The sequence below is a fragment of the Pseudomonas sp. NPDC086112 genome, assembly GCF_044746425.1.
Classification (GTDB): domain Bacteria; phylum Pseudomonadota; class Gammaproteobacteria; order Pseudomonadales; family Pseudomonadaceae; genus Aquipseudomonas.
Genome location: NZ_JBIVCD010000027.1, coordinates 61081 through 84628, shown reverse-complemented (window position 1 = coordinate 84628; position 23548 = coordinate 61081). Strand labels below are relative to the sequence as shown.

The following is a 23548-nucleotide window of genomic DNA, read 5'->3' as shown; positions in this document are numbered from 1 at the left end:
CCGCCACCAACCCGCCGACTTCCTCGCATTGATCCGGGTGGACCAAAAAGATGATTTCGTAATGACGCATGAATGCTCCTTACGGGTTGTAGCCTGCCGCTCAAAAACGGTCAGACAAGGAGTGAATGACACTTATGGACTTGCTTGCGATAGACACATGCGTGCCTGCCGTCACAGCAAGGGGCGCAATTGTAGAGAAGGGACAAGAGAGGCGCAAGGCAATTGGTGATTATTTGAACAACCACCAATGTTCGCCAGGCATAAATCATTGTGGGAGCGGGCTTGCTCGCGAAAGCGGAGTGTCATTCAGCACAAGTGTTGAATGTCAGACCGTATTCGCGAGCAAGCCCGCTCCCACATTAGGACTGCGTCGGATCAGGACTTTTTGCTGGCAGCTTTGACGCCACGCTGACGCAGGGCCTCGAACAGGCACACTCCAGTCGCCACGGAAACGTTGAGACTGCTGACGCTGCCCGCCATCGGCAGACGCACCAGGTAGTCGCAAAGATCGCGAGTCAGGCGACGCATTCCGCTGCCTTCCGCGCCCATGATCAGGATGGTCGGGCCGGTCAGGTCTTGCTGATACAGATCCTGCTCAGCCTCGCCCGCCGTACCGACAACCCACAAGCCACGTTGCTTGAGTTTTTCCAGGGTGCGCGCCAGGTTGGTCACGGCCACCAACGGAATCACTTCCGCCGCACCGCAGGCGACTTTCCGTACCGTCGGGGTCAGGGTAGCTGACTTGTCCTTTGGCACGATCACCGCCAGCGCACCCGCCGCATCGGCAGAACGCAGGCAAGCACCGAGGTTGTGCGGATCGGTCACGCCGTCGAGCACCAGCAACAGCGGCGCGCCTTCGGTACGATCGAGCAATTCGTCGAGCATCGCTTCGCCCCAGACCTGACTCGGACTCACGTCCGCGACCACGCCCTGGTGCACGCCATCTACCCACGCATCCAGCTCACGACGCTCAGCCTGACCGACCGCTACGCGATTTTCGGCAGCGAGTTCGATCAGCGTCTGTACCCGCGGATCACTGCGGCCTTCAGCCAGCCAGATCTGCTTGACGCGTTTTGGATGGTGACGCAGCAACGCTTCTACAGCGTGCACGCCATAGATCTTTTCCAACTGACTCATGACTTGGCCTTAGGTTTACGCGCCCCGCCGCTTCTGGCGGCTGGAGCGGAACCCGCTTTTGGCGGGCCTTTACGGTGTTTGCTCGGTTTTGCTGGTTTGCCGCCGGAGGCCTTCTCAGGCGCCGACCGCCCGGTCTTTCCCCCAGACGCCGCTTTACCGCCGCTTTTCGCTTCAGACAGCAACGCCTGTTTCAGTTCACGACTTTTGCGCAACTCGGCATTTTTTGCCGCGGCATCGCTCGGGCGATAGGCTTCGACAGCCTTTTCCCTGGCAGGACGACGGCCGGTTTTCGCCGGTGCCGGTTCTGCGGCTGTTTTTGTAGAAGAGGCAGCCGGAGCAGCGGTTTCAGCCCCACGCTTCTTGCGGCCGATCGGCGCGCTGATGGTTTTTTCAGCCATCTCGAAGTCGATCTTGCGCTCGTCGAGGTCGACGCGCATGACGCGAACTTCAACGGTGTCGCCAAGGCGGAAGCTGCGACCGGTACGCTCACCGGCGAGGCGGTGGTGTACAGGGTCGAAGTGGTAGTAATCGCCCGGCAGCGCGGTGACGTGCACCAGGCCTTCGACGTAGATATCGGTCAGTTCGACGAACAGACCAAAACCGGTCACGGCGGTGATCACACCCGGGAACGATTCGCCCACGCGGTCTTTCATGAACTCGCACTTGAGCCAGTTCACCACGTCGCGGGTGGCTTCGTCGGCCCGGCGCTCGCTCATCGAGCACTGCTCGCCGAGCTGCTCCAGGATCGCTTCATCGTACGGATAGATGCGCGCTTTCGGAATGGTCATCGCGCCAGCACGGCGAACGTGCGGGGTGTCCATTTTCGAATGGATGACGCTGCGAATCGCCCGGTGCGTGAGCAAGTCCGGGTAGCGGCGAATCGGCGAAGTGAAGTGGGTATAGGCTTCGTAATTCAGGCCGAAGTGGCCCTGGTTATCAGCGCTGTACACCGCTTGGCTCAACGAACGCAGCATGACGGTCTGGATCAGGTGGAAATCCGGACGGTCCTTGATGCTCGCCAGCAAAGCCTGGTAATCCTTCGGCGACGGACCATCCTTGCCTTTGTGCAGGGACAGACCGAGCTCGCCAAGGAAAGCGCGCAGTTTTTCCAGACGCTCCGGTGGCGGGCCGTCGTGGACGCGATACAGCGCAGGGATTTCGTGCTTCTTCAGGAACTCTGCAGTGGCCACGTTGGCCGCCAGCATGCATTCCTCGATCAGCTTGTGGGCGTCATTGCGAACGGTCGGACGGATTTCGGCGATCTTGCGCTCGGAGCCGAAGATGATCCGGGTTTCCTGCGTTTCGAAATCAATCGCGCCACGCACGTGACGGGCCGCCAGCAGCACCTTGTACAGTGAGTACAGCTGCTTGAGGTGCGGCAGGACGTCGGTGTACTCACCACGGAGCTGACGCGCTTCGGTAGCTTTCGGCGTTTCCAGCATGGCGCTGACCTTGTTGTAGGTCAGGCGGGCGTGGGAGTGAATCACCGCTTCGTAGAAACAGTAGTCAGTCATTTCGCCGGATTTGGAGATGGTCATCTCGCAGACCATGGCCAGGCGATCGACGTGCGGGTTCAGCGAGCACAGGCCGTTGGACAGCTGCTCAGGCAGCATTGGCACGACGCGCTCGGGGAAGTACACCGAGTTGCCACGAACCTGGGATTCGTTATCCAGTGCCGAACCGATTTTCACGTAGCTGGAAACGTCGGCAATCGCCACGTACAACTTCCAGCCACCGGAGAACAGGCGCAGCTTGCCCGGCTTGGCTTCGCAGTAGACCGCGTCATCGAAGTCGCGCGCATCTTCACCGTCGATGGTCACGAACGGCAGATGGCGCAGGTCGATGCGCTTCTCTTTGTCTTTCTCTTCGACTTCCGGCTTGAGCTTGGCGGCTTCCTTGAGCACCGCTTCAGGCCAGACGTGAGGAATATCGTAGGTGCGCAGGGCGACATCGATTTCCATGCCCGGCGCCATGTAGTTACCCACGACTTCGACCACGTCGCCTTGCGGCTGGAAGCGTGGCGTCGGCCAGTGAGTGATCTTCACTTCGACGAATTGACCGATCTGGGCATTGGCGTTACGGCCCGGAGTCACCAGCACTTCTTGCTGGATCTTAGGATTATCCGCGACGACGAAACCGATACCGCCCTCTTCGAAGTAACGACCGACGATGGTCTCGTGGGCACGGGACACCACTTCGACGATCATGCCTTCACGGCGACCGCGACGATCCAGGCCGGAAACACGCGCCAGGGCACGGTCGCCATCGAACACCAGACGCATTTGCGCCGGGCTCATGAACAGGTCGTCACTGCCGTCGTCCGGGACCAGAAAGCCGAAGCCGTCACGGTGACCGCTGATGCGGCCCAGGATCAGGTCGAGCTTGTCCACCGGCGCATAGGTGCCGCGACGGGTATAGATGAGTTGAGCGTCGCGCTCCATGGCGCGCAGGCGACGACGCAGGGCTTCGATCTGGTCTTCTGTGGTCAGACCAAACTCTTCGACCAGCTGCTCGCGGTTAGCAGGCGAACCTCGATCAGCAAGGTGCTGAAGGATCAGTTCGCGGCTAGGAATAGGGTTTTCATATTTTTCCGCTTCACGAGCGGCCTCGGGATCGAGGGACTGCCAATCGGCCATTAGAGAGTTTTCACCTTGTCTATATGCGGGTTAGTTTGGCATAGGCGTAATGAAACGGGAAATTTCAGGCTGTGACAGCCCATCTAAAGCCCTTTATCGACATCGCAAAGCTGATTTGAATACCACTGGAGAAATTTTCCAGGTTTTTTCGATGCCGGGGGTTTACAGTTAAAAAGACGCTCCGTATAGTGCGCGCCATCGACGACGCACACGCGCTGCCGATACTGCCCAGATGGTGAAATTGGTAGACACGCCAGCTTCAGGTGCTGGTGACCGCAAGGTCGTGGAAGTTCGAGTCTTCTTCTGGGCACCAATTTCGAGCTTGAGATTAGAACAATTTCAAGGCTCACACAAAAACCCGCGAAAGCGGGTTTTTGCATTTAAGGCTTCCGGTTTATTAAAATTAAATCAGGGGTTTACAGATCAAAATGCTCTCCGTATAGTGCGCCACATCAACAGCGGCAACGCTGAAGATTATGCCCAGATGGTGAAATTGGTAGACACGCCAGCTTCAGGTGCTGGTGACCGCAAGGTCGTGGAAGTTCGAGTCTTCTTCTGGGCACCAATTCAAATTCAAGGTCACGATCTTGAATTTCACAGAAACCCGCGAAAGCGGGTTTTTGCGTTTCTGGCTTTCGAAAACCCCAAGCCATTACTTCCCTGTGGCGAGGGAGCTTGCTCCCGCTGGAGTGCGAAGCGCTCCTCTTCATTCCAATAGTTACATCGAACTCTCAGGATTTACGACTGCTTCACAGCCGAACGGGAGCAAGCTCCCTCGCCACAAAAACTCGCCCCCGCCCCTCTAGCAAACACTCCTCAGACCCGCAAGACGCACATGAGAAACAATATCGTTTATCATTGTTACAAATTTTTGCAATGCGACAGTGAGGAACCCTGCGAATGATGTTTCGAAATACCCTGCGCCGCGGTCTGACCATCACCCTGCTCGGCCTGACACTCGCCACTCCCCTCACCCAAGCCGCCGATCCGGTTTCCCTGACACTCTATAACGGCCAACACAAGGAAGTCGGCGACGCCGTCGCCAAAGCCTTCGAAGCCAGGACCGGGATTCACGTCAATGTGCGCAAGGGCAGCAGCAACCAGCTCGCCAGCCAGATCGTCGAAGAAGGTGATCGCTCCCCCGCCGACGTGATTTACACCGAAGAATCCCCACCACTGAACAAACTCGGCGAACAAGGCCTGCTGGCTCAGACCGACGCCGCCACCCTCGCCGTTCTGCCAAAGGACTATGTCGCCGGCAACGGCACCTGGATCGGTATCACTGCGCGAGTCCGCGTGGTTGCGTTCAATCCCAAGTTGATCGATGAAAAAGACCTGCCCAAGTCGGTAATGGAGTTCTCCGATCCGAAATGGCAAGGCAAAGTCGGCTTTGTGCCCACCAGCGGCGCATTCCAGGAACAGGCCGTGGCGATCATTAAAGTCCACGGCATGGACGCCGCCGAAGAATGGCTCACCGGCCTGCGTGCATTCGGCAAGACCTACAGCAACAACATGGTCGCGCTGAAGGCTGTGGAAAACGGCGAAGTCGCCACCGTACTGGTGAACAATTACTACTGGTTCGCCTTGCAGCGTGAAAAAGGCCAGCTCGATTCGAAACTGCATTACTTCACCGGCGGCGACGTCGGCGGGTTGATCACCGTTTCCAGCGCCGCTGTACTGAAATCCAGCAAACATCCAAAAGAAGCCCAGCAATTCCTCGCCTACATGGCCAGCGAAGAAGGTCAGCGCGTGATCACCCAGACCACCGCCGAATACCCGCTGCACAAAGGCATGGAATCGGATCGCGGCCTCAAGCCGTTCAGCGAACTGCAAGCACCGAACGTCACGCCCGCCGATCTCGGCAACGCCGAAGAAGCCCTGGACCTGGAACGTGACGTTGGCCTGAACTGATGAGCGCATCGTTATCTGCCCCCGCCTTGCGCGGGGGCTACGTGCCACGGCGCAAGCGGCCGTCGATCTGGTTGTTGCTGCCGGTTTTGCTGCTGGTGGTGCTCAGCCTGTTGCCACTGGCTTATGTCGGCCTCAAAACCTGGCAAGCAGGCTGGGCCGAGGCGCTGCATCTGCTGTGGCGACCTTACGTGTTTGGCCTGCTGCGTAATACGCTGGCGCTGATGGTGGGCGTCACGCTGGCCTGCGGCGTGATTGGCCTGTCGCTCGCCTGGTTGCTGGAACGCAGCAATCTGCCGGGTCGACGGCTATGGGGCGTGATCCTGTGCCTGCCGTTCGCGGTGCCGGCGTTTGTCAGCAGCTTCACCTGGGTCTCCCTGAGCGCTCACTTCGAAGGGCTAGGCGGCGCGATTCTGGTGATGACCCTGTCCAAATACCCGCTGATTTTTCTGCCAGTGGCGGCAACCCTGCGCAATCTCGATCCGTCCCTGGAGGAGTCCGCACGAACCCTGGGGCAGAATCGCTGGGGCGTGTTCTTTAAAATCACCCTGCCGTTGCTCTGGCCGTCACTGCTGGCCGGTTCTCTGCTGATTGCGCTGCACATGCTGGTGGAGTTCGGCGCGCTGTCGATCATCGGTCTGCAGACTTTCACGACAGCGATCTACCAACAGTTCGAGCTGGAATTCAGCAACGCTAACGCAGCGATGCTCTCGGCGGTGCTGTTGGCGCTGTGTCTGGTGCTGCTATGGCTGGAGCTACGCGTGCGTGGCAAGGGCCGACATGTGCGCACCGGCCAGGGCGCGGCGAGGCAGGCGCAACAGGTTCGCCTGGGGCCATGGACGACTGTCGGGCAGCTTTACTGCCTGCTGCTGGCGATCATCGGCAGCGGCATTCCGCTGGGGATGCTGGCGTACTGGCTGATGGTGGGTTCGTCGGCGGCGTTCCCGGTCGCCGCGATCAGCGAGGCGTTGTTGTCATCTCTGGCGCTGTCTCTCGGTGGTGCGGCGCTGTGCCTGGTGCTGGCGGTACCGGTGGGATTGTTGGTGGTGCGCCATAAAGGGCGACTGGCAATCTGGGCCGAGCGCCTGCCGTATCTGCTGCATGCGCTGCCGGGATTGGTGATTGCGCTGACTCTGGTGTATTTCGCCCTGCATTATGTGCCGATGCTGTACCAGACCTCCGCGCTGCTGCTGATTGCTTATGCGCTGTTGTTTCTGCCGCTGGCGCAGGCACCGATTCGTACGGCGCTGAACAAGGCAGCACCGCAACTGGAAGAGGCCGCACGCACGCTGGGAGCGTCGTCCTTCAGCGCGTTTTGTCGAGTGACGCTGCCGATCATCTTCCCTGCCTTGGGGGCAGCCTTTGCGCTGGTGTTTCTGGATGCGATGAAGGAGCTGACGGCGACGCTGCTGCTGAGTCCCACCGGACTGAATACCCTGGCGACGGAAGTCTGGGCGCATACCGCGAATGTGGAGTTTGCGGCGGCGGCGCCTTATGCGGCGTTGTTGATAGTGGTGTCGGGGTTGCCGGTTTACTTGCTGACGACGCGGATGTATTTGAGCCGTTGAAAAGCTTCGCGGGCAAGCCTCGCTCCTACAAGGATTGCGCACCCCCTGTAGGAGCGAGGCTTGCCCGCGAAGGCGTCAGACTTGCAGACAAAAAACTTAAGCCCTGAACTGCCCCAAGCTAGCTTTCAACTGCGCCGCCAAGCCATCCAGTACCTTGCCACTGGCCGTGGTTTCCACCACCGCCTGAGCAGCCTTTTCGGCTTGAGCATGAATGGTCTCAACCCGCCCACGCACGGCCTGCGCACCTTGCGCCTGATGCGCCGCAGCCTGTGTCGCCAGACCAATCGCCGCATGCACCTGCTCGACCGACGCCTGCACCGACTGCTGCAACCGCGCACTGTCGCGCAACACCAACAAACCTTCGCTGGCCTGACGTCCAGCCTGGCCGATTGCCGCAACAGCCTCTCGCGCGCCCTGCTGCAACGCAACAATGTGAGCCTGAATGTCGCCGGTTGAGCTCTGAGTCTTGCTCGCCAGTGCCCGCACCTCATCCGCCACCACGGCAAACCCGCGACCGGTCTCACCGGCACGCGCCGCCTCAATGGCCGCGTTCAACGCCAGCAAGTTGGTTTGTTCGGCGATCCCGTGAATCACCGTCAGCACCACTTCAATCTGCTCACTCTGCTGCGCCAGGCGCTCGATGACTTTCGCACCGGTGTCGACTTGTCCGGCCAATGCCTCAATGAGACTGCCAACTTTCGCCGAGGTCCGAGTGTTTTCATCCGTGGCCTGACGAATGCCCACCACCTGCTGCAAAGCGGCCTGCATGGCGTGGCTTTCAGACTGAGCTTCATCAGCCATTTGCGACAACGCGCGCAAGCTTTCGGCCACTTCATCGCGCTGCATGCCCGCCGCGGCATCGGCGCCGGCATTGCGCAGGGTCATGGCACCGATTTCCACGCCGGTACGCTGGGCCACATCGCCCGCCTCCCGCACGATCGGCTGCAACTTATCCACAAAGCGATTGACCGCCGAGGCCATGTCGCCAATCTCATCCTGGCTGTTGATCTGCACACGCTTGGTCAGATCGCCCTCACCCGCTGCCAGGTCATCCATGGCAGCGATCAGCAGCTTCAAGCGATTGACCACTCGACGACCCAGCACCACCGCCAGCAACAGCAGCACACCAAAACCTACCAGCGCCAGGCCCATGCCGATGCGCCAGCGTAAAGTCCCCGCAGCTTCCTGCACGGCAGTGGTGGTATTGGCTTTCATTTCAGTGGCGGTGGACTGTGCCGATTGCAGGCGCCCGCGCATCGCCGTCGCGCTGTCAGCTGCCGCACCTTTGAGGCTGTCACCCACCAGTTGATCGCTGCTGGCGATCAGCGCCGAGAATCGCTTGTCCAGCGCCGCCACATCGGTTTCCACGGAGGCGGTCGAGACGCCCATCAACACCTTGCCGATCTCCACCCCATTGGGGTTGATCGAGGCTTCAAGGTAGTAGACCGACGGATCGTTCTTCGCCGCATCCAGTACCTTGTCCAGCGCCCGCTCGCCCTGACCTTTTTCCAGAAGCGCCTTGTTGATCGGGTTCTCCCGGTTGAGGTAGCGCGTCAGGTGCTGGCCCGTGGCGTCGTCGTAGACCACGAACAAAACGTTGGGATTACGCTGGGCACGGCGAGCGAATTCGGACAGGGTAGGAATGTCGCTGTCCCACATGGCGCGAGGTGCGACCGAAGCCAGAAGCTGCGCCATGTCGTTGGCCGAATCCTTCAGGTCCGTCTCCAGCGTCGTACGCAATTGCGCCTGTTCGTCCTTCAGACGCGAAGACAGCCCGGCCGTCAGGCGCTGACGGGTACTGGTGGACAGGCTATCCAGGCTCGACGTGACTTCACGACCTGCCTGCTCAAGCTCACCAGAGAGCTTTTGGCTATCGGCGTCCAACCGCATACCCAAATCAGCTTCCAGCGCAGTCACTGTGCTCCGGGTCAGAGCGACAGCTACCAGCACCTGCACCAAAAGGGCGATACCTAGGGTAACGAACACGGGCCGCAAGAGACGGCTTTGTAACAGTGAGAGAACGGCCGACACTGAAAATCCCTCTGCTTTGACGCCATCAAATTGATAGCACGTCAGAAACGATGCTTTTTCAATGTTCACAGCAAAGGTCATGCCGTTCGACAGGCATAAACGACAAAGGCCCCAATGAAGGGGCCTTTGTGTTTTACATCAACGACTTATTAAGCGAACGGGTGACGCAGAACGATGGTTTCGTTGCGGTCCGGGCCCGTCGAAATAATGTCGATCGGAGCACCGACCAACTCTTCGACGCGTTTGATGTAGTTGCGTGCAGCCTGAGGCAGCTCTTCCAGGGTCTTGGCACCGACGGTGGATTCGGTCCAGCCTGGCATTTGCTCGTACACCGGCTCCAGGCCAATGTAGCTATCGGCGTCAGTCGGTGCATCGATCACTGCACCGTCCTGGTTCTTGTAGCCCACACAGATGTTGATGGTTTCCAGACCGTCCAGCACGTCCAGCTTGGTCAGGCACAGGCCCGAAATGCTGTTGACGTCGATGGCGCGACGCAGGATGACGGCGTCGAACCAGCCGCAACGACGGGCACGGCCGGTAGTAGCGCCGAACTCATGGCCACGCTTGGCCAGGAAAGCACCGACGTCGTCGAACAGTTCAGTCGGGAATGGACCCGAACCCACGCGAGTGGTGTAAGCCTTGGTGATGCCGAGGATGTAATCCAGGTACATCGGGCCAAAACCCGAACCGGTGGCGATGCCGCCCGCGGTGGTGTTGGAGCTGGTGACGTACGGGTAGGTGCCGTGGTCGATGTCCAGCAGGGAGCCTTGGGCGCCTTCGAACATGATGTCTTTGCCAGCGCGACGCAGCTCGTGCAGTTCAGCGGTGACGTCGACCATCATCGGCTTGAGCAGCTCGGCGTATTCCATGCACTCGTCGAGTGTTTTCTGGAAGTCGATTGCCGGTTCTTTGTAGTAATTGACCAGTACGAAGTTGTGGTAATCCAGCAACTCGCCCAGCTTGGCGGCGAAACGCTCGCGATGGAACAGGTCACCGATGCGCAGACCGCGACGGGCAACCTTGTCTTCGTAAGCCGGGCCGATGCCGCGACCGGTAGTACCGATCTTCAGCTCGCCACGGGCCTTTTCACGGGCCTGGTCCAGCGCTACGTGGTAGGACAGGATCAGCGGGCAGGACGGGCTGATACGCAGGCGCTCGCGCACCGGTACGCCTTTCTCTTCCAGCTTGATGATTTCCCGCAGCAGGGCGTCGGGTGCAACCACCACGCCGTTACCGATCAGGCACTGCACGCCTTCGCGCAGCACGCCCGACGGAATCAGGTGCAAGACGGTTTTTTCGCCGTCGATCACCAGGGTGTGGCCAGCGTTGTGACCACCTTGGTAGCGCACTACGGCGGCAGCATGTGCGGTCAGCAGATCAACGATCTTTCCTTTGCCCTCATCACCCCATTGGGTGCCCAGGAATACGACATTCTTACCCATAACACTTGTCCTCATTCGCGCAAACTTGGTGCCGGCGGCGGCCGGCAGGAAAACTCAAGAAGCCAGCGGCAATACTTGCCAAAGCCCGTTCTGCTGAATCAATTGCCGGTCGCAGTCCGCTTCACGGGCGGCGGCCAAAAGCTGCCCAGGCAATGCCTGAACGACACGCTGACCCTCACTGCGCAACTGGCAAACCTGCTGCCAGAGTGCTGCATCCGTACTGTCAGGCATCCAGATACCGCCAGACGGTAGCTCGATTTCAGCACGCCCCAGGGTCACCAGGGTTTTCAAATCGGTAGAGAAACCAGTCGCCGGACGGGCACGACCGAAGTCGGCGCCGATGTCGTCGTAACGACCGCCCTGAGCAATGGACTGGCCAACACCCGGGACGAACACGGCGAACACTACACCGGTGTGGTAGTGGTAGCCGCGCAACTCGCCCAGGTCGAAATACAGCGGTAATTCCGGGAAACGCGTGGACAGACGCTCGGCAATTGCCAGCAGATCGTCCAGGGCCGCCAGCACGGGCGCCGGCGCATTGGCCAGACGCTCACGCGCTGCGCTGAGCACCTCACGACCGCCACACAGGTCGACCAGCGCTCGCAGCATGCCCGACAGATCGGCAGGCAAACCTTCGGTCAAGGTAATGACCTCGTCGATGGCTTTACGTTGCAACGCATCGAACAACTGTTGCTCGACTTCGCCGGACAAACCGGCGGCGCGGGCCAGGCCGCGGTAGATGCCGACATGGCCGAGGTCCATGTGCACATCCGGCACATCGGCCAGTTGCAGCATGGCCAGCATCAGGCTTATGACTTCCACGTCGCTGCTCGGGCTGGCATCGCCGTACAACTCGGCGCCCAGTTGAATGGGGCTGCGCGAGGACGACAAGGCACGCGGCTGGGCATGCAGCACGCTGCCGGCATAACACAGACGGCTCGGCCCTTCGCGACGCAAGGTATGCGCATCGATGCGCGCCACTTGCGGCGTGATGTCGGCACGGAACCCCATCTGCCGGCCCGACTGCGGGTCGATGACCTTGAAGGTGCGCAGATCGAGGTCCGAGCCCGCGCCGGTCAGCAGGGATTCCAGGTACTCGATATGGGGAGTCACGACAAACTCGTAACCCCAGCTCTGGAACAGATCCAACACCTGGCGACGCGCTATTTCGATACGCGCAGCTTCTGGTGGCAGTACTTCTTCGATGCCATCTGGCAGCAGCCAGCGGTCTACCGTTGCCATTACGCCATTCCCCTATGATCCGGGCGACAAGCCTTTGGGCGAGCCTTGAGTGAAGCAGAAAATGATCGGCCCATGCACACAAACCGCGCGCATGGACAACGGGCGAAAAGCCTGAAATCGGCTTCGCCAACCACTTTCCTCGAAAAACCTGTCGAGTCATTCAACTCGGGCGCCTGCATAAAAACAGCAATCAAACGTGCAGACGCAAAAAAGCCGGGAATTTCCCGGCTGCCGCATCATACACACGTTTTCCCAAAGGATCACCCCGCCCGAGGTTTTAGCCGCCAGGCGGGGGATGATTCAGGTCAACGCCGTATCAAGGCTTGGCTTTTTCCAGGTAACGGAAGAAGTCGCTGCCCGGGTCCAGGACCATGACGTCGGATTTGTTCGCGAAGCTTTCACGGTAGGCACGCAGGCTACGGTAGAACGCGTAGAACTCCTGATCCTGACCGTATGCCTTGGAGTAGATCGCAGCAGCCTGGGCATCACCATCACCGCGAACCTCTTCAGATTCACGATAGGCTTCAGCCAGCAGCACACGGCGTTGACGGTCGGCGTCGGCACGGATGCCTTCAGCCAGCTCGTTACCCTTGGCGCGGTGCTCGCGAGCTTCACGCTCACGCTCGGTGCTCATTCGTTCGAACACGCTGCGGTTCACTTCCTTCGGCAGGTCGATGGTTTTGACCCGGACATCGACAACTTCGATGCCCAGCTCTTTTTCCGCCATCTTGTTCAGCGAGTTGGTGATGTCAGCCATCAGCGCATCACGCTCACCGGACACTACTTCGTGCAGGGTGCGCTTACCGAACTGGTCACGCAGGCCCGACTCCAGACGACGGGAAAGACGCTCGTCGGCAATCTGCTTGAGGCCGGAAGTCGCGGTGTAGAAGCGCTCGGCATCTTTCACGCGCCATTTGGCGTAGGCATCGACCATTACGGCTTTCTTTTCCAGCGTCAGGAAGCGTTGCGTCGGTGCATCCAGTGTCATCAGGCGGGCGTCGAATTTGCGCACCTTGTTCACGTAAGGCACTTTCATGTGCAGGCCCGGTTGAACATCGGTCTGGACCACGCGACCGAACTGCAGCATCACCGCGCGCTCGGTCTGAGCCACGATGTAGAAGCAGTTCCAGGCAACGATCGCCACGACGACGCCGATAATAAGGGCGATCAGCGATTTATTGCTCATCAGCGACTCTCCCTGGTACGTGCTTGCTGTTGCTGCAGATCAGCTGCCGCACGCGCATTCACTTCATTGCTGCTGGCTGCTGCGCCGGTCACCGGAGCGCCGGAGCTGCGACCACTGTCGATCATCTTGTCCAGCGGCAAGTACAGCAGATTGTTCTGGCCATCCTTGTTGCCGGTCACGAGAACCTTGCTGGTGTTGCTGAAGATTTCCTGCATGGTGTCCAGATACAGACGCTGGCGGGTGACCTCAGGGGCCTTGCGATACTCGGCCACCAGCTTGGTGAAGCGATCGGCCTCACCCTTGGCGCGGGAGACGGTCTCGTCGCGGTAACCGTTGGCATCCTCGAGGATGCGCTGGGCCTGACCACGGGCTTCCGGCACGACGCCGTTGGCGTAGGTTTCAGCCTGGTTTCGCGAACGCTGCTCATCTTCACGGGCGCGGATCACGTCATCGAAGGCTTCCTGGACTTCACGCGGTGCAGCTGCGCTCTGTACGTTGACCTGGGTGACGGTGATACCGGTGCGGTAGGTATCGAGGAAGCGTTGCAGACGCTCCTTGATTTCGCTGGCCATCAGCTCACGACCTTCGGTCAGCACCTGATCCATGGCGGTAGAACCCACCACGTGACGCAAGGCACTGTCGGTTGCATGTTGCAGGCTGATTTCCGGCTGATCGACGTTCAGCACGAAGTCTTGCAGGTTGCTGATCTTGTACTGCACGGTCAGCGGCACTTCGACGATGTTTTCGTCTTCAGTCAGCATTTGACCCTGCTTGGTATAGGCACGCTCACGCGTGACGTTTTCCATGTACTTGCGATCGATCGGCGGGAAATAGATGTTCAGGCCCGGGCCGACGGTTTCATAGTACTTGCCGAAGCGCAGCACTACGGCTTGCTCCTGCTCGTCGACCACGTAGACAGCGCTGTACAGCCACACAGCCGCCAGCACGACCAGGCCGATGCCGAGCAGGCCGCCGAAGCCGCCGCTCTTGCCCGGGCGACCGCCCTCGTCACCGCGTTTTTTACCACCACCGAACAACCCGTTCAGGCTTTCCTGCAGCTTTCGGAAGGCCTCGTCGAGATCCGGTGGTCCCTTGCGGTCGCCGTTATTGCGGCGCTTGCCACCCCAAGGATCCTGATTATTCGAGTTGCCACCCGGCTCATTCCAAGCCATAGCGCTCTCCATCTGATAAAGCAAAGACGCACCCACGGCGCGCCGACCAATGCTACAGAATGCCTGTCACCGCGGCACAACCGCTTTCTCAGGCTTTTATTGCAAAGTGTGTTGCTCGATGAATTCCATCGGTTGCAGACCTTCGCGGCTCACGAGTCGATTCAATTCAATCCGTGGCAAGCGAACGGCCAGCAAGCTGATGCCTTCTTCGTCGTGTTCTTCTTTTTGCACCGCACCCAGTTCGAAAAACTGCGCACGCAGTCGAGCAAAACGTTGCGGCAAGCGCAAGGTGCCAACAAACAAATCACTGCCTAACAGTTCGGCCACGGCCTGCTTGAGCAGGTCAAGACCGGTACCGTCCTTGGCCGACAACCAGACCCGCTGCGGTTTGCCATCGGCATCGCGCTGGATCTGCGGCTCAACACCCTCGAGCAAATCGAGTTTGTTGTATACCTCAAGGATCGGCAAGTCTTGTGCCCCGATCTCCCCGAGCACCACCATGACCTGTTCAATCTGGGCCATACGCTCAGGCTCATGCGCATCGATCACATGCAGCAGCAGGTCGGAGTTGCTCGACTCTTCGAGCGTAGCCCGAAATGCCTCGACCAGTTTGTGCGGCAGGTGGCGAATGAAGCCTACGGTGTCAGCCAGCACGATCGGCCCGAGGTCGTCGAGTTCGAGTCGGCGCAAGGTCGGGTCGAGGGTCGCGAATAACTGGTCGGCGGCGAAGACGTCGGAATCGGTGACCGAGTTGAACAGCGTCGATTTGCCGGCGTTGGTATAACCCACCAGTGAAACCGTCGGAATGTCAGCACGTTTGCGCCCGCGACGAGATTGCTCGCGCTGGCTGCGGACCTTTTCCAGGCGCCCCTTGATCTGCCGCAGGCGAACCCGCAACAGGCGCCGGTCGGTTTCCAGTTGGGTTTCACCCGGGCCGCGCAGACCGATACCGCCCTTCTGCCGCTCAAGGTGAGTCCAGCCACGAACCAGTCGCGTACTCATGTGTTCAAGCTGAGCCAGTTCAACCTGGAGCTTGCCTTCATGGGTGCGGGCGCGTTGGGCGAAGATATCGAGAATCAAACCCGTGCGGTCAATCACGCGGCACTCGAAAATACGTTCGAGGTTACGTTCCTGACTGGGCGTGAGGATGTGATTGAAAATCACCAGATCGACCTGTTCGGCGCTGACCAGATCGCGTAACTCTTCGACCTTGCCGCTGCTGATCAGGGTTTTGGCGGTTGGCCGATGACGCGGCACGTTAAAAAACGCGACGGTCTCGGCGCCAGCCGAAATTGCCAACTCCTGAAACTCCTGCGGATCTTCGCGCGCCTCAGGGTCCTGACCATCCAAGTGAACGAGAATTGCCCGTTCACCACCACCGTGGCGCTCAAAGAACAAAGGAGACTCCTATCAGGCGTTACCTGGCTCAGCGTCACCTGCTTCGGATTCGGTTGCGCTAGGCAGACGAATTGGACGAACCGGCACCACTGTAGAGATAGCGTGTTTGTAAACCATTTGGCTAACGGTGTTTTTCAGCAGGATAACGAACTGGTCGAAAGACTCGATCGTGCCTTGCAGTTTGATCCCGTTGACCAGATAGATGGAAACCCCCACTTTCTCTTTACGTAAAGTATTCAAGTAAGGGTCTTGTAGCGAATGCCCTTTTGACATGTGCCGCACTCCTTTAAGGATTCAATATAAAAAATAGGTAAACAGATGGCTTGGGGCCGTCACACCCCCAAGGATAGACGGCAATTGCAAGGACTCAGCTCAATATGGAGATGGTCCCAAGGTATTTCAAGGCGCGCGGCAGATTGTCGCAATCGAGGCTGTCCAACCAGTGTAAATCAGCCCAACTGCGTAGCCAGGTGAACTGGCGCTTTGCCAATTGGCGCGTGGCAATGATTCCACGCTCCTGCATCTCGGCTTGCGTCAGCTTGCCATCCAGGTAATCCCAGACTTGTCGATAACCTACAGCACGTATAGACGGCATCCCCGAATGCAGGTCACCTCTATCTCGCAGGGCTACGACCTCGTCGATGAATCCCTGTTCCAACATATTTGTGAATCTTTGTTTAATACGCTCGTGCAGTACCTGGCGATTTGCCGGGGCGATAGCCAAGTTCGCGACAGTATAGGGCAATTGTTGCAGTCCCGAAGCGGCTGCTTCAGTACTTTGCGCAGATTGTCGCAAGCGTAGCTCAGTCATGCTCTGACCACTGACGCGATAAACTTCCAGCGCGCGACTGAGGCGCTGCGGATCGTTCGGATGAATTCGCGCGGCCGATTGCGGATCGATGACCGCCAATTGATCGTGCAGGGCTTGCCAGCCAAGGCGTGCAGCCTCTTCTTCGATTTGCGCGCGCACCTGCGGATCGGCCGCCGGCATGTCGGCCAGACCTTCGAGCAAAGCCTTGTAGTAGAGCATTGTGCCGCCTACCAGCAGCGGAATTTTGCCCCGCGCGGTGATCTCGGCCATGGCCTCAAGCGCATCGCGACGAAAATCCGCAGCGGAATAACTCTCGGCCGGGTCGAGAATATCGATCAACCGATGCGGAAATTCGGCCAACAACTCTTTGGAAGGCTTGGCGGTGCCAATATCCATGCCACGGTAAACCAGCGCCGAATCGACGCTGATCAGCTCGCAGGGCAGGACCTTGGTGAGTTCGATGGCCAGGTCGGTCTTGCCGGCAGCCGTCGGCCCCATCAGGAAAATCGCAGGAGGGAGCTGGCTCATCAACGACCGCGCAAAAACAGTTTGTCCAGATCGTCCAGGCCCAGTTGGGTCCAGGTCGGTCGGCCATGGTTGCATTGACCGCTGCGTTCGGTGTTTTCCATGTCCCGCAGCAGACCGTTCATTTCCGGCAAGGCCAGACGCCGATTCGCGCGAATCGCGCCGTGGCAGGCCATGGTGCCGAGCAGTTCGTTCAGGTGTGCCTGAATCCGGTCGCTGGTGCCGTATTCCATCAAATCCGCCAGAACGTCACTGACCAATCGATTGGCTTGCGCCTGTTTCAGCAGCGCGGGGATTTGCCGGATCGCCAGCGACTCCGGGCCAAGACGCTGCAATTCAAAGCCCAGCCGCTGGAACCACGCGACGTGTTCTTCGGCGCAATCGGCTTCGCGCTGACTGACCGCCAGGGACTCCGGCACCAACAGTGGCTGACCGCTCAGGCCTTCGCTGGCCATGGCGATTTTCAGGCGTTCGTACATGATCCGCTCGTGGGCGGCGTGCATGTCCACCAGCACCAGGCCTTGGGCGTTTTCCGAAAGAATATAGATGCCCTTGAGCTGCGCCAACGCATAACCCAGCGGTGGAATGTCGTCCTGCCCGGCTGGCAGCGCGACCGCGTTGGCCTCGGGCAACGGCGCGAAGAACTCACGGTAGGCCGCTTGAGCTTCGGCGACGGGCACGCCGGTCTGCGGCCGCGGCGTGTATTGATACTGATAACCGGCGCCAGCGCCCGAGCCAGCCGGCGTGTTGAATGACGGTTGGGCCTGAGGCTGTTCCAGCAGCGCATTGGCCGCCAGACGCATTTCGCCCTGCGGACCGAACTCCCCGGCATCGAGCCCGGTGGGCCGGACAATGGCCGTCGCAACAGGCGCGGCCAGATGATCTTCCGGCCGCACATCGCCGAGCGCGCGGTGCAAAGTGCCGTAGAGGAAATCGTGAACCATGCGCCCGTCACGGAAGCGTACTTCGTGCTTGGTCGGGTGCACGTTGACGTCGACGCCCGCCGGATCGACTTCGAAAAACAGCACGAACGTCGGATGCCGACCGTTGAACAGCACGTCGCGATAAGCCTGGCGCACCGCGTGGGCCACCAGTTTGTCGCGCACCGCACGGCCATTCACAAAGAAATACTGCAAGTCCGCCTGGCTGCGGTTGAAGGTGGGCAACCCGACCCAGCCCCACAAATGCAGGCCATTGCGCTCGATTTCGATCGGCAGCGCCTGCTCCAGAAAACCCGCCCCGCAGATCGCCGCCACACGCCGGGCACGGGCCGCGTCATCGTGGGCTTCGTGCAGGCTGAGGATGGTTTTGCCGTTGTGGCGCAGATGGAACGCCACGTCGAACCGCGCCAGCGCCAGACGCTTGATCACTTCTTGCAGGTGATCGAATTCGGTTTTTTCGGTCTTGAGAAACTTGCGGCGCGCGGGAGTATTGAAGAACAGATCGCGCACTTCCACCGAAGTCCCCACCGGGTGGGCCGCCGGTTGCACGCGCGGCGCCATGTCCCGGCCTTCGGTTTCCACCTGCCAGGCCTGATCGGCATCGCGAGTGCGGGACGTCAGGGTCAGACGCGCCACAGAGCTGATGGACGCCAGCGCCTCACCACGAAAACCCAGGCTCATCACCTGCTCAAGGTCTTCCAGGTTACGAATCTTGCTGGTGGCATGACGGGCCAGGGCCAAAGGCAGGTCATCGGCAGAAATGCCGCTGCCATCGTCGCGTACCCGCAGCAGCTTGACGCCACCCTGCTCCACATCGACATCGATGCGTTTGGCGCCGGAGTCGAGACTGTTCTCCAGCAACTCCTTGATCACCGAGGCCGGGCGCTCAACCACTTCACCGGCGGCAATCTGGTTCGCCAGCCGCGGGCTGAGCAGCTCGATGCGCGCAGTGTTGGTCAGCACCTGGTTCATTCTTTGGCCGCCAGTTCAGTGCCGGGGATGGTCAACGTCTGACCAATCTTCAGCTCGTCGCTCTTGAGGTTGTTGGCGTTACGCAAGGTGGCCGGAGACACCTGATAGCGCACGGCGATCATCGCCAGGGTCTCACCGGGATTGACGCGATGGTCACGCGGGCCCTGGGCGATTTTGCCGGAATCGCGCAACCAGGCAATGTAGGTGCCCGGCGGTGGATTCTGCTGGAAGAACTGCCGCACGCCGCTGCTGATAGAACGCGCCAGCGCTTGCTGATGGTTCGCAGCGGCAAGCTTGGACGCTTCGTTGGCGTTGGAGATGAACCCGGTTTCCACCAGGATCGACGGGATGTCCGGCGACTTCAGTACCATGAACCCGGCTTGCTCTACGCGCTGTTTGTGCAGCGGCGTGACGCGGCCGATGTTGCTCAAGACTTTCTGGCCAACGTTGAGGCTGGACGTCAGGGAAGCGGTCATCGACAAATCGAGCAGCACGCCGGCCAGCATGCGGTCCTTGTCATCGAGGCTGACGTTGCCGGCACCGCCGATCAAGTCGGAACGGTTTTCGCTGTCGGCCAGCCAACGGGCAGTCTCCGACGTCGCGCCACGGTCAGACAAGGCGAACACCGAGGCACCAAACGCAGCGGCCGAAGGCGCGGCGTCGGCGTGGATCGAAACGAACAGGTCAGCACCCTTCTTGCGTGCGATTTCGGTACGGCCGCGCAACGGAATGAAGTAGTCGCCGGTGCGAGTCAGTTCGGCGCGGAAGCCTTTCATGCCATTGACCTGACGCTGCAGTTCACGGGCGATCGCCAGCACCACGTCTTTCTCACGCTGACCGCGAGAGCCGGAGGCACCCGGGTCTTCACCACCGTGGCCGGCATCGATCACCACAATGATGTCGCGCTTGCCGGCCGGGGCGGGCGGCAATTTGATCGAAGGCTCGGAGGGTGCGACAGGGACCGCAGGCAACGTCGCCACAGCCGGCGTTGGCGCAGGCGGTGGCGCGGCGTCGGCCGCATTGTCGAACAGGTCGACGACCAGGCGATTGCCGTATTGGGCGTTTGGCGCCAGGGTGAAGCTTTTTGGCGTGACGGCTTTTTTCAGGTCGATGACCACCCGCAGGTCGGTCGGCGTACGTTGAGCCGAGCGCATTGCGGTGATCGGAGTGTTCGAGGTATTGACGTTCAGCGGCGCCCCCAGAGTTGCGCCATTGATGTCGATCACCAGCCGATCCGGGGAGGTCAGGGTAAAAACGCTGTGCTGGACAGACCCTGTCAGGTCAAACACCAGCCGCGTGTTGTCCGGCGCCCGCCACAGGCGAACACTGTTGACCTTCGTCTCGGCCACAGCGTCGACGGTCACCGCCAGAAACAACAATCCTACGGCAGCAACCAACGCGCGAAAGCGCATACCTAACCCCATCATTTAATTGAATTCCAATGCCAAAGCGGCACACCACGACTCGCCACGCGAGCCCTGGGGCAAAATTTTCAGCGAACGCCCGCTGTCTTGCGGGCTAATGGTAATGGTCAGGTCGGGCTTTGGCAAAAAGCCTGCACCGTTGCGGGGCCATTCGATCAGGCACAGTGCATCGTCTTCGAAATAGTCGCGGATGCCGAGGTACTCCAACTCCTCCGGATCGACCAGTCGATACAGGTCGAAATGGAAGGCGCGGATGTCGCCGATCTCGTAGGGCTCAACCAGGGTGAAGGTCGGACTTTTTACCGCGCCTGTATGTCCCAGGCCACGAATAATGCCCCGGGACAGCGTGGTTTTCCCCGCACCCAAATCCCCCTCGAGAAAAATCAGACCGTGCCCTTCAGTGGTTTGTGCAATGCGCGCACCAAACGCGGTCATCGCCTCTTCATCAGCCAGGTACAGGGTTACTTCAGACACGGTGTTTGCTCCTCCAACAACTGACGAATGGCTGGAATCAGATCACTGGCCGCCAGCCCGCGGCCGAATTTACCTTGTTGCTCGCCGGCATTGGCGTGCAGCCAGACCGCCAGGCATGCCGCGTCATACGCATCCATACCCTGAGCGAGCAAGGCGCCGACCAGACCGGCCAGCACATCGCCCAAACCGGCAGATGCCATGGCCGGATGGCCCTGATGACACAGCGCCAGGCGCCCGTCGGGGCTGGCGATCAGGCTGCCGGCGCCTTTGAGCACCACGACAGCTGTATATTTTTTGCTCAATGCATGGGCAGCGGCCGGGCGGTTGGCCTGAACATCGGCCGTCGATAGCCCCAGCAATCGCGCCGCCTCGCCAGGGTGCGGCGTGATAACACAATGGGCGGGCAAACTCACGCCACCTTCGGCCAACAGGTTCAACGCATCGGCGTCCCAGACTTGCGGCAGCGGCGCATTGGCCGCGGCCGACAGCAGACTGCGCCCCCAAGCGGCCTGCCCCAGCCCTGGGCCGACGACCAGCACCGTGACCTTCTCAAGCAGCCCCATCAATTGATTGGCCGACGAAGTGCCGAGCACCATCGCTTCTGGCAAACGTGCCAAGGCGGCTGGAACATGTTCGTTGCGGGTGGCCACGGACACCATGCCGGCACCGCTGCGCAGGGCGCTTTGTGCACCGAGCAGGATGGCGCCGCCAAAACCGCGATCACCGCCGATCAGCAATACGTGGCCAAATTTACCTTTGTGGGCAGTTGGTGCGCGACCGGTCAGACGCGGCACATTACCGGCCGTCAGGCGACGAGCACTGACCGTGGCCCCGATAAACGTCTCAGGGGCGGCTAGCAGATCATTGAAGACCAAATCGCCAACCACATCCGCAGCGTCACCGGTGAACAGACCCAGCTTCAAGCCGATGAACGTCACCGTGAGGTCCGCTCGAACCGCAATGCCGAGCTGGCGCCCCGTATCGGCGCATAGTCCCGAGGGGATATCCACCGCCGCAACCGGTAGCCCACTGGCGTTGATCGCGGCGATGACACTGGCGTATGGCTCGCGCACTTCACCGGTCAGGCCAGTGCCAAGCAAGGCATCCAGCACAATGCCACGTAATTCGCAGTGCGCATTCCAGTCTTGAATGGCGACGCCTTCGGCTACCGCCTCGGCATGGGCCGACGCGGCATCGCCCTGCAAACGCCCGGGATCACCGGCGGCCAGCACCCGCACGTGCCAACCGGCACGTCGGGCCAGCACGGCCACCAGGTAACCGTCGCCTGCGTTATTGCCGTGGCCGGCCACCACGCTCAATTCGTGGGCCGTGGGCCAATGGCGGACCAGCGCGCGCCAGGTCGCCCGCGCTGCACGCCGCATCAATTCGAAGCCCGGTGTACCGGCCGCAATCAGGCTCGCATCGAGCCCTCGGACTTGCGCGGCGCTATACAGCGCGTCGGGTAATTCATCTTTAGTGTGCGGCATGCGTCTTCAGGCTCCGATGTCTGGCAGAATTATACGCACCTCAGCTCCGGTTTCTCTCGTCTCATGCCCGCTATTACCACAGACCTGCCCGCCCTCGCCCAATCCATCAAGGACTGGGGCCGCGAGCTGGGCTTTCAGCAAGTCGGCATCAGCGGCCTCGACCTGGCCGAGCATGAGCAGCACCTGGAGCGCTGGCTCGAAGCCGGCTACCACGGCGAAATGGAGTATATGGGCGCCCATGGCAGCAAACGTTCGCACCCGGAAGAACTGGTGCCGGGTACCTTGCGAGTCGTTTCCCTGCGCATGGACTACCTGCCGGGCGACACCGAAATGGCCAAACGCCTGGCCCAACCGGAAAAAGCCTACGTCTCGCGTTATGCATTGGGCCGCGATTACCACAAATTGATCCGTAAACGCGTGCAACAACTGGCGGAAAAAATTCAGGCGGTGATCGGCCCGTTCGGCTACCGCGCCTTTGTCGACAGCGCCCCTGTGCTGGAAAAAGCCATCGCCGAACAGGCAGGTCTGGGCTGGATCGGCAAAAACACGCTGGTATTGAATCGCAAGGCCGGCAGCTACTTCTTCCTCAGCGAACTGTTCGTCGACCTGCCACTGCCGGTCGACCCGCCCCATGCCACCGAACACTGCGGCCGCTGCACCGCCTGCCTGGATATCTGCCCGACCAACGCCTTCGTCGGTCCGTATGTACTGGACGCTCGACGCTGCATTTCGTACCTGACCATCGAACTGAAAAGTGCGATCCCTGAAGATTTGCGGCCGCTGATCGGCAATCGGGTGTTCGGTTGCGATGACTGTCAGATCGTCTGCCCGTGGAACCGCTTCGCCCGACCTTCCGGGGAAAGCGACTTCAAACCAAGACACAATCTGGACAACGCCGAACTGGCCGAACTGTTCATGTGGGACGAAGAGAAGTTCCTCAGCAGCACCGAAGGCTCACCGCTCAGACGCGCGGGTTACGAGCGTTGGTTGCGCAATCTGGCGGTCGGCCTGGGTAATGCGCCATCAAGCATTCCGGTGCTGGAAGCGCTGAAGGCACGGCGGGACTATCCGTCGGAGCTGGTGCGCGAACACGTCGAATGGGCCTTGAAACAACACGGACTCCTGTAGCAGCTGCCGAAGGCTGCGTTCGGCTGCGCAGCAGTCGTCATTTCGCAAAGCGAGTCCTGCGGCCTC

17 protein-coding genes, 2 tRNA genes and 1 pseudogene are annotated in these 23548 nt (G+C 60.2%); 5 read left to right on the top strand and 15 right to left on the bottom strand.

Features of this window, described 5'->3' with window-relative positions; genetic code table 11:
- The 3 genes and pseudogenes from ACIPLA_RS18775 to rnr all read right to left on the bottom strand — a co-directional run.
- Positions 1-70: pseudogene (locus ACIPLA_RS18775) on the bottom strand (30S ribosomal protein S6); the annotation flags it as partial.
- 305 nt (positions 71-375) lie between these two features.
- The gene (gene rlmB, locus ACIPLA_RS18770) at positions 376-1137 is read right to left on the bottom strand and encodes a 23S rRNA (guanosine(2251)-2'-O)-methyltransferase RlmB (RefSeq protein WP_218397210.1); all 762 of its coding nucleotides are present in this window, start codon (positions 1135-1137) and stop codon (positions 376-378) included.
- Complete coding sequence (gene rnr, locus ACIPLA_RS18765) at positions 1134-3773, bottom strand: ribonuclease R (protein ID WP_218397208.1); 2640 nt, start codon at positions 3771-3773, stop codon at positions 1134-1136. The genes rlmB and rnr overlap by 4 nt, the downstream gene beginning before the upstream one ends.
- Positions 3774-3999: 226 nt before the next feature.
- Here rnr and ACIPLA_RS18760 point away from each other — a divergent pair.
- The 4 genes from ACIPLA_RS18760 (at position 4000) to ACIPLA_RS18745 (ending at position 7249) form a co-directional block, all read left to right on the top strand.
- Positions 4000-4086, top strand: a tRNA-Leu gene (locus ACIPLA_RS18760).
- 165 nt (positions 4087-4251) lie between these two features.
- Positions 4252-4338 (top strand) — tRNA-Leu (locus tag ACIPLA_RS18755).
- A gap of 335 nt (positions 4339-4673) precedes the next feature.
- Positions 4674-5684, top strand: a complete 1011-nt coding sequence (locus tag ACIPLA_RS18750; RefSeq protein WP_123499843.1) for an iron ABC transporter substrate-binding protein — start codon at positions 4674-4676, stop codon at positions 5682-5684.
- Positions 5684-7249: an ABC transporter permease gene (locus tag ACIPLA_RS18745; RefSeq protein ID WP_401174963.1), complete on the top strand. Its 1566-nt coding sequence runs from the start codon at positions 5684-5686 to the stop codon at positions 7247-7249. Before ACIPLA_RS18750 ends, ACIPLA_RS18745 begins: the two co-directional genes overlap by 1 nt.
- Before the next feature lie 96 nt (positions 7250-7345).
- On the opposite strand, the gene ACIPLA_RS18740 is transcribed toward ACIPLA_RS18745, so the two are convergent.
- The 12 genes from ACIPLA_RS18740 to ACIPLA_RS18685 form a co-directional block, all read right to left on the bottom strand.
- Complete coding sequence (locus ACIPLA_RS18740; RefSeq protein WP_218397202.1) at positions 7346-9280, bottom strand: methyl-accepting chemotaxis protein; 1935 nt, start codon at positions 9278-9280, stop codon at positions 7346-7348.
- Positions 9281-9429: 149 nt separating this feature from the next.
- Positions 9430-10722, bottom strand: a complete 1293-nt coding sequence (locus ACIPLA_RS18735; protein WP_401174960.1) for an adenylosuccinate synthase — start codon at positions 10720-10722, stop codon at positions 9430-9432.
- 54 nt (positions 10723-10776) lie between these two features.
- Complete coding sequence (locus tag ACIPLA_RS18730; RefSeq protein ID WP_008068877.1) at positions 10777-11964, bottom strand: ATP phosphoribosyltransferase regulatory subunit; 1188 nt, start codon at positions 11962-11964, stop codon at positions 10777-10779.
- 316 nt (positions 11965-12280) lie between these two features.
- Positions 12281-13150: a protease modulator HflC gene (gene hflC, locus ACIPLA_RS18725; RefSeq protein WP_123499847.1), complete on the bottom strand. Its 870-nt coding sequence runs from the start codon at positions 13148-13150 to the stop codon at positions 12281-12283.
- Positions 13150-14322: an FtsH protease activity modulator HflK gene (gene hflK / locus ACIPLA_RS18720; protein WP_401174957.1), complete on the bottom strand. Its 1173-nt coding sequence runs from the start codon at positions 14320-14322 to the stop codon at positions 13150-13152. Before hflK ends, hflC begins: the two co-directional genes overlap by 1 nt.
- Before the next feature lie 96 nt (positions 14323-14418).
- Positions 14419-15720 (bottom strand): ribosome rescue GTPase HflX, encoded by a 1302-nt coding sequence (gene hflX / locus ACIPLA_RS18715; protein WP_008009827.1) that lies wholly within the window; start codon positions 15718-15720, stop codon positions 14419-14421.
- A gap of 12 nt (positions 15721-15732) precedes the next feature.
- Positions 15733-15993, bottom strand: a complete 261-nt coding sequence (hfq, locus tag ACIPLA_RS18710; RefSeq protein ID WP_007902656.1) for an RNA chaperone Hfq — start codon at positions 15991-15993, stop codon at positions 15733-15735.
- Positions 15994-16087: 94 nt separating this feature from the next.
- Positions 16088-17059 carry a tRNA (adenosine(37)-N6)-dimethylallyltransferase MiaA gene (gene miaA / locus ACIPLA_RS18705; protein WP_007902653.1) on the bottom strand — a complete coding sequence of 324 codons (972 nt, stop codon included), beginning with the start codon at positions 17057-17059 and terminating at the stop codon, positions 16088-16090.
- Entirely contained in the window at positions 17059-18969 is a 1911-nt protein-coding gene (gene mutL / locus ACIPLA_RS18700; protein WP_401174953.1) for a DNA mismatch repair endonuclease MutL, read from the bottom strand. The genes miaA and mutL overlap by 1 nt, the downstream gene beginning before the upstream one ends.
- The gene (locus tag ACIPLA_RS18695) at positions 18966-20396 is read right to left on the bottom strand and encodes an N-acetylmuramoyl-L-alanine amidase (protein WP_401174950.1); all 1431 of its coding nucleotides are present in this window, start codon (positions 20394-20396) and stop codon (positions 18966-18968) included. Before ACIPLA_RS18695 ends, mutL begins: the two co-directional genes overlap by 4 nt.
- Positions 20397-20867 carry a tRNA (adenosine(37)-N6)-threonylcarbamoyltransferase complex ATPase subunit type 1 TsaE gene (gene tsaE / locus ACIPLA_RS18690; RefSeq protein WP_123499855.1) on the bottom strand — a complete coding sequence of 157 codons (471 nt, stop codon included), beginning with the start codon at positions 20865-20867 and terminating at the stop codon, positions 20397-20399. It lies immediately after the preceding gene.
- Positions 20855-22354 carry an NAD(P)H-hydrate dehydratase gene (locus ACIPLA_RS18685; protein ID WP_401174946.1) on the bottom strand — a complete coding sequence of 500 codons (1500 nt, stop codon included), beginning with the start codon at positions 22352-22354 and terminating at the stop codon, positions 20855-20857. The genes tsaE and ACIPLA_RS18685 overlap by 13 nt, the downstream gene beginning before the upstream one ends.
- A gap of 63 nt (positions 22355-22417) precedes the next feature.
- Between ACIPLA_RS18685 and queG the strand changes: the two genes are divergently transcribed.
- Positions 22418-23482 (top strand): tRNA epoxyqueuosine(34) reductase QueG, encoded by a 1065-nt coding sequence (gene queG, locus ACIPLA_RS18680; RefSeq protein ID WP_063341746.1) that lies wholly within the window; start codon positions 22418-22420, stop codon positions 23480-23482.
- Positions 23483-23548: the final 66 nt, after the last annotated feature.

Excerpts from the sequence above, each read along its gene's own strand:
- rlmB (WP_218397210.1), bottom strand. The coding sequence starts at position 1,137 with ATGAGTCAGTTGGAAAAGATCTATGGCGTGCACGCTGTAGAAGCGTTG.
- rnr (WP_218397208.1), bottom strand. The coding sequence starts at position 3,773 with ATGGCCGATTGGCAGTCCCTCGATCCCGAGGCCGCTCGTGAAGCGGAA.
- ACIPLA_RS18750 (WP_123499843.1), top strand. The coding sequence starts at position 4,674 with ATGATGTTTCGAAATACCCTGCGCCGCGGTCTGACCATCACCCTGCTC.
- ACIPLA_RS18745 (WP_401174963.1), top strand. The coding sequence starts at position 5,684 with ATGAGCGCATCGTTATCTGCCCCCGCCTTGCGCGGGGGCTACGTGCCA.
- ACIPLA_RS18735 (WP_401174960.1), bottom strand. The coding sequence starts at position 10,722 with ATGGGTAAGAATGTCGTATTCCTGGGCACCCAATGGGGTGATGAGGGC.
- ACIPLA_RS18730 (WP_008068877.1), bottom strand. The coding sequence starts at position 11,964 with ATGGCAACGGTAGACCGCTGGCTGCTGCCAGATGGCATCGAAGAAGTA.
- hflC (WP_123499847.1), bottom strand. The coding sequence starts at position 13,150 with ATGAGCAATAAATCGCTGATCGCCCTTATTATCGGCGTCGTCGTGGCG.
- hflK (WP_401174957.1), bottom strand. The coding sequence starts at position 14,322 with ATGGCTTGGAATGAGCCGGGTGGCAACTCGAATAATCAGGATCCTTGG.
- hfq (WP_007902656.1), bottom strand. The coding sequence starts at position 15,993 with ATGTCAAAAGGGCATTCGCTACAAGACCCTTACTTGAATACTTTACGT.
- miaA (WP_007902653.1), bottom strand. The coding sequence starts at position 17,059 with ATGAGCCAGCTCCCTCCTGCGATTTTCCTGATGGGGCCGACGGCTGCC.
- mutL (WP_401174953.1), bottom strand. The coding sequence starts at position 18,969 with ATGAACCAGGTGCTGACCAACACTGCGCGCATCGAGCTGCTCAGCCCG.
- ACIPLA_RS18695 (WP_401174950.1), bottom strand. The coding sequence starts at position 20,396 with ATGATGGGGTTAGGTATGCGCTTTCGCGCGTTGGTTGCTGCCGTAGGA.
- ACIPLA_RS18685 (WP_401174946.1), bottom strand. The coding sequence starts at position 22,354 with ATGCCGCACACTAAAGATGAATTACCCGACGCGCTGTATAGCGCCGCG.
- queG (WP_063341746.1), top strand. The coding sequence starts at position 22,418 with ATGCCCGCTATTACCACAGACCTGCCCGCCCTCGCCCAATCCATCAAG.